Here is a 5,511-nt window from a genome sequence, read left to right on the forward strand (position 1 = left end):
GGCCGGGCTCCTCCCGGAACCCGGCCCTGCGGCGTCGACCTCGCGCTCAGCGGCGCACGCCCGCTCAGTAGCGGTAGTGCTCAGGCTTGTACGGCCCCTCGACCGGGATCCCGAGGTAGTCCGCCTGGCTCTTCGAGAGCTCGGTCAGGCGCACGCCCAGAGCATCGAGGTGCAGGCGCGCGACCTTCTCGTCGAGGACCTTGGGCAGGCGGTAGACCTGACGCTCGTAGGTCCGCTCGCCCTCGGGGCGCTTGCTGTCCTCGAAGAGCTCGATCTGGCCGATGACCTGGTTCGAGAACGAGTTGCTCATGACGAACGACGGGTGGCCCGTCGCGTTGCCCAGGTTGAGCAGGCGGCCCTCGGACAGGACGATGATCGAGCGCGGCTCCTCGTCGCCCGTGGCCGGGAACGTCCACTCGTGGACCTGCGGCTTGATCTCGGTGCGCGTGATGCCCGGGATCTGGGCCAGCCCCGCCATGTCGATCTCGTTGTCGAAGTGGCCGATGTTGCCGACGATCGCCTTGTTCTTCATCGCCGTCATGTGCTCGGCCGTGACCACGTCCTTGTTGCCCGTGGTCGTGATGAAGAAGTCGGCCTCGCCCAGGACGTCCTCGATGCGCGCGACCTGGTAGCCGTCCATCGCGGCCTGCAGCGCGCAGATCGGGTCGACCTCGGACACGATGACGCGCGCACCCTGACCACGGAAGGCCTCTGCTGCGCCCTTGCCCACGTCGCCGTAGCCCGCGACGAACGCGACCTTGCCGCCCATGAGGACGTCGGTCGCGCGGTTGATGCCGTCGGGCAGCGAGTGGCGGATGCCGTACTTGTTGTCGAACTTCGACTTGGTGACCGAGTCGTTGACGTTGATCGCGGGGAACAGCAGCTCGCCCGACTCGGCGAGCTGGTACAGGCGGTGCACGCCCGTCGTGGTCTCCTCGGTCACGCCGAGCAGCTGCTCGGAGATGCCGGTCCACCGCAGCGGGTCGGCGGCGAGCGCGCGGCGCAGGACCGAGCGCACGACGTTCATCTCGTGCGTGTGGTCCGGCTCGCCCGGCAGCGTGTCCGGGGGGACCGTGCCGAGGCGCTCGTACTGCAGGCCCAGGTGGACGAGCATCGTGGCGTCGCCACCGTCGTCGAGGATGAGGTTCGCGCCCTCGTCGCCCGGCCAGAGCAGGATCTGCTCGGTGCAGTCCCAGTACTCCTCGAGGCTCTCGCCCTTCCACGCGAAGACGGGGACGCCCTGGGGGTCCTCGGGCGTGCCGTGCGGGCCGACGACGATGGCCGCGGCGGCCTCGTCCTGCGTCGAGAAGATGTTGCAGCTCGCCCAGCGCACCTGCGCACCGAGCGCGACGAGGGTCTCGATGAGGACGGCCGTCTGGACGGTCATGTGGAGCGAGCCCGCGATGCGCGCGCCGGCCAGGGGCTGCGACTCGCCGAACTCGGCGCGCAGCGCCATGAGCCCGGGCATCTCGTGCTCGGCCAGGCGGATCTGGTGGCGACCCGCTTCGGCGAGGGACAGGTCGCGGACCTTGTAGCGGCCGGGGACCTCGTCGAACGAGGCCTGGGCGGCGGGCGTGGCAGAAGACATGGTGCTCCGAACGACGGTTCTGACGGTGTCGCTCCAGACTACCGGGGGTCAGCGGGACGGGGCGGGGTGACCACGCCGGGCACGGGCGACACCCTCGAGCGGCGGGGAGCCGATACAACAGTTCGCGCCCGCGCGCGATAACAAATCTGCTTGACCATTTCAAGATCACGAAGCAGTAACGATCCTGTGAATGGTCAAAACCGCGCGCTCGCAACGATTGAACAGTCAAGCAACTCTCCGCAAACCGCCATGCACACTGGCCACTCGGTAGCAATTCGTCCTTGGATCGGGCAGGGTGCAGGAGACAGATCGACCTGTCCCGGCCCCGGCACCTCGCCGTCCGGCGACAGGTCACGGCCCGCAGCGTCTCGCGGCGGCCACCCTCCCGGGCGGCCCCAGGCAGCGGGCCACGATCCGGTGGACCGTGACGCGCCTGACGGCGCTGAGCGCACCGGGAGGTCGCTGCCAGGTCCCCCTGGCGCCCTCCCCGGAGCGTTCCGGAACCGCCACGACACGTGGAAGGTGGCGAGCACCGCCAGCATGACGACCAGCAGCACGAGCAACAGCACCGACAGCAGCACCGGGCAGAGCACGGCCCCGGTCCTGCTCCCGGTCGAGACCGAGCCGTACCCCGGCGCCCACGGCGCCGCGGCCCTTCCCGACGACCGCCCCGTGGCCGTCAGCGTCCAGGGCGTCTACAAGGTCTTCGGCCGCCGCCCGCAGGAGGCCGTGCGCCGCCTCAAGGAGGGCGCGAGCCGCACCGACGTCAAGCCCCTCGGCACGGCCGCGGTCATCGACGCGAGCTTCGACGTCAAGCAGGGCGAGATCTTCGTGGTCATGGGCCTGTCCGGCTCAGGCAAGTCCACGCTCATCCGCATGCTCAACGGCCTGTGGAAGCCCACCGCCGGCCACGTCCTCCTGGGCGACGCCGATCTCGCGACCGTCAGCGCCAAGCAGCTGCGCGCCCTGCGACGCAGCCGCGTGAGCATGGTGTTCCAGCACTTCGCCCTGCTCCCCCACCGCACCGTCCTGGACAACGCCGCGTACCCGCTCGAGATCCAGGGCATGAGCAAGGCCGAGCGCCGCGACAAGGCGCAGAAGGCCCTCGACCTCGTGGGCCTGGGCGGCTGGCAGGACTCGCTGCCCTCGCAGCTCTCGGGCGGCATGCGCCAGCGTGTGGGCCTGGCCCGCGCCCTGGCCGCGGACACCGACGTGCTGCTCATGGACGAGGCCTTCTCCGCGCTCGACCCGCTGATCCGCCGCGAGATGCAGGAACAGCTCCTCGATCTCCAGCAGACCCTGGGCAAGACCATCATCTTCATCACGCACGACCTCAACGAGGCCATGCACCTGGGAGACCGCATCGCGGTCATGCGCGACGGTCGCACGGTCCAGATCGGCACGGCCGAGGAGATACTCTCCGACCCCGCGAACGACTACGTCGCGCAGTTCGTCGCCGACGTCGACCGCACCCGCGTCCTGACCGCCTCGTCGGTCATGGTCCGCCCCACGGCGGTCGTCCCGCTCGGCGGGGGCCCTCGCGTGGCGAGCCGCACCATGCGCGAGGCGCAGGTGTCGGCGGCCTACGTCGTCGACCGTCAGCGCGTCCTGCGCGGCGTCGTGCGCGACGACGACGCGGTCGCTCTCCTCAAGTCGGGCGGCGACCACACGAGCATCGAGTCGATCGTGCACGACGGCGTCGCTCCCGTGAGCGTCGACACCCCCCTCGCGGAGCTCTTCGCCCCCGCAGCCGAGTCCCCGCTTCCCGTCGCGGTCACCGACGACAGGAACCGCCTGGTCGGCGTGATCCCGCGCGTGACCCTGCTCGAGGCCATGGTGCCGCCCACGCTCGAGGAGAGCGACGACGTCGGGCCCGACGAGGACGAGGACCACCGACCCCGTCCTTCGAACGACGCCGCCGAGGGCGCGAACGCCCCGCACGACGTCCCCACGACGGAAGGAGCGAACGCATGAGCACCACCGACACGTTCGTCCCCCGGCTGCCGCTCGGCGACTGGGTCGACCTCTTCGTCGCCTGGCTGATCGCCTCGTTCAAGCCGTTCTTCGCGGTCGTCAAGGACGTCCTGCTCTCCTGCTACGACGCTCTCGCGCTGGTCCTCCAGGGCCCGCCCTTCCTCGTCGTCGCGCTCGTGCTCGCGGTCCTCGCCTTCTTCGCCAAGGGGTGGAAGCTGGCCGTCACCGCCCTCGTCGGCTTCGTCGTGATCGCGAGCGTCGACCAGTGGGACAACGCCATGGACACCCTGGCGCTCGTGCTCGTCGCGAGCGTGATCTCCCTCGTCATCGGCATCCCGCTGGGCATCTGGGCCGCCCGGAACGACAAGGTCTCACGCGTCGTGCGTCCCGTGCTCGACTTCATGCAGACCATGCCGGGGTTCGTCTACCTCATCCCCATGGTCATGATCTTCCTCACGGGCCCCGTCCCCGGCATCGTCGCGACCGTGGTGTTCGCCCTCGCCCCCGGCGTGCGCTTCACCGAGCTGGGCATCCGCCAGGTCGACTCCGAGGTCGTCGAGGCCGGCCACGCGTTCGGGTCGACTCCCGGGCGCATCCTGCGCCAGATCCAGCTCCCCCTCGCCATGCCGACCATCATGGCCGGCGTCAACCAGGTCATCATGCTCTCGCTCTCGATGGTCGTGCTCGCCGGTCTCGTCGGCGCCGGCGGGCTGGGAGGCGACGTCGTCGCGGCCCTGCAGCGCATCAACATCTCGCTCGGCTTCGAGGCCGGCCTGTCCGTGGTGATCCTCGCGATCTTCCTCGACCGCGTCACCTCGGCGCTCAGCACCCGCTCGCCCGTCGCCAAGGCCCTCGCGGCCAGCGCGGTCTGAGCCCCGGCCCGCCCGGGCCGGCACGTCTTCTGCACCACCACCAACCCAGGAGGGCACGGCCGCACCAGCGGCACGCCCCCGAAGGAAGGACAGCATGTCTCCCGCACGTCACCACCAGGCCCGTCGTCGCACGGCGATCGTCGCCTCCTCGCTCGCGCTGGGGCTCGGGCTCGCAGCCTGCGCCTCGGGCGAGACCGACTCGGGCTCCGGCTCGGCCTCGGCCGAGCCCAGCAAGGACATCACCATCGCGATCCACTCCGGCTGGGACGAGGGCATCGCGGTCTCGCACCTGTTCAAGGCGATCCTCGAGGACGAGGGCTACTCGGTCCGCACCGAGACCGCCGACCCCGGCGTCGTCTACACCGGCATGGCGGGGGGCGACTTCGACGTCAACTTCGACATGTGGCTCCCGCTCACGCACGCCGACTACCTGGAGAAGTTCGGGGACGACCTCGAGGACCTCGGCTACTGGTACGACGACGCCAAGCTGACCGTCGCCGTGAACGAGGACGCCCCCGTCGACAGCCTCGCCGACCTCGCCGCGAACGCCGACCTGTTCGACAACCGCATCGTCGGCATCGAGTCCGGCGCCGGCCTGACCCGCATCACGCAGGACGAGGCCATCCCGACCTACGGGCTGGACGACATGGACTTCGTCATCTCCTCGACCCCGGCCATGCTCGCCGAGCTCAAGAGCAAGACCGACGCGGGCGAGAACGTCGCCGTGACGCTGTGGCGCCCGCACTGGGCCTACGACGCGTTCCCCGTCAAGGACCTCGAGGACCCCGAGGGCGCGATGGGTGACGCCGAGAAGATCCACTCGGTCGCCCGCACGGGCTTCACCGCGGACCACCCCGACGTCGCGTCCTGGATCTCGGCGCTCACGCTGAGCGACGAGCAGCTCTTCTCGCTCGAGAACATCATGTTCAACGAGAACGAGGGCTCCGACAACGACGCCTCGGTGCGCGAGTGGCTCGAGGCCAACCCGACGTTCGTCGACGACCTGAAGGCCGCTGCGAACGGCTGATCCTGGGTCGCGACACGCGGCAGGCCGGCACCCCCGTGGGGTGCCGGCCT

Annotated in this window: 4 protein-coding genes; 3 read left to right on the top strand and 1 reads right to left on the bottom strand. The window is 70.1% G+C overall.

The window, feature by feature from the left end; translation table 11 throughout:
* Positions 1-64: 64 nt before the first annotated feature.
* Positions 65-1,588, bottom strand: coding sequence for an adenosylhomocysteinase (gene ahcY / locus ACFWFR_RS16955; protein WP_377616793.1), 1,524 nt, complete (start codon positions 1,586-1,588; stop codon positions 65-67).
* Between the two features lie 540 nt (positions 1,589-2,128).
* Here ahcY and ACFWFR_RS16960 point away from each other — a divergent pair.
* The 3 genes from ACFWFR_RS16960 (at position 2,129) to ACFWFR_RS16970 (ending at position 5,461) form a co-directional block, all read left to right on the top strand.
* Positions 2,129-3,562, top strand: coding sequence for a glycine betaine/L-proline ABC transporter ATP-binding protein (locus ACFWFR_RS16960; RefSeq protein ID WP_377623777.1), 1,434 nt, complete (start codon positions 2,129-2,131; stop codon positions 3,560-3,562).
* On the top strand, positions 3,559-4,434 hold the full coding sequence (locus ACFWFR_RS16965) for a proline/glycine betaine ABC transporter permease (RefSeq protein WP_191800102.1): 876 nt from the start codon (positions 3,559-3,561) through the stop codon (positions 4,432-4,434). Before ACFWFR_RS16960 ends, ACFWFR_RS16965 begins: the two co-directional genes overlap by 4 nt.
* Before the next feature lie 94 nt (positions 4,435-4,528).
* The gene (locus ACFWFR_RS16970) at positions 4,529-5,461 is read left to right on the top strand and encodes a glycine betaine ABC transporter substrate-binding protein (RefSeq protein ID WP_377623778.1); all 933 of its coding nucleotides are present in this window, start codon (positions 4,529-4,531) and stop codon (positions 5,459-5,461) included.
* The last annotated feature ends 50 nt before the right edge of the window (positions 5,462-5,511 follow it).

This window comes from Oerskovia sp. NPDC060287, assembly GCF_042726775.1.
In the GTDB taxonomy this organism is placed as follows: domain Bacteria; phylum Actinomycetota; class Actinomycetes; order Actinomycetales; family Cellulomonadaceae; genus Oerskovia; species Oerskovia merdavium.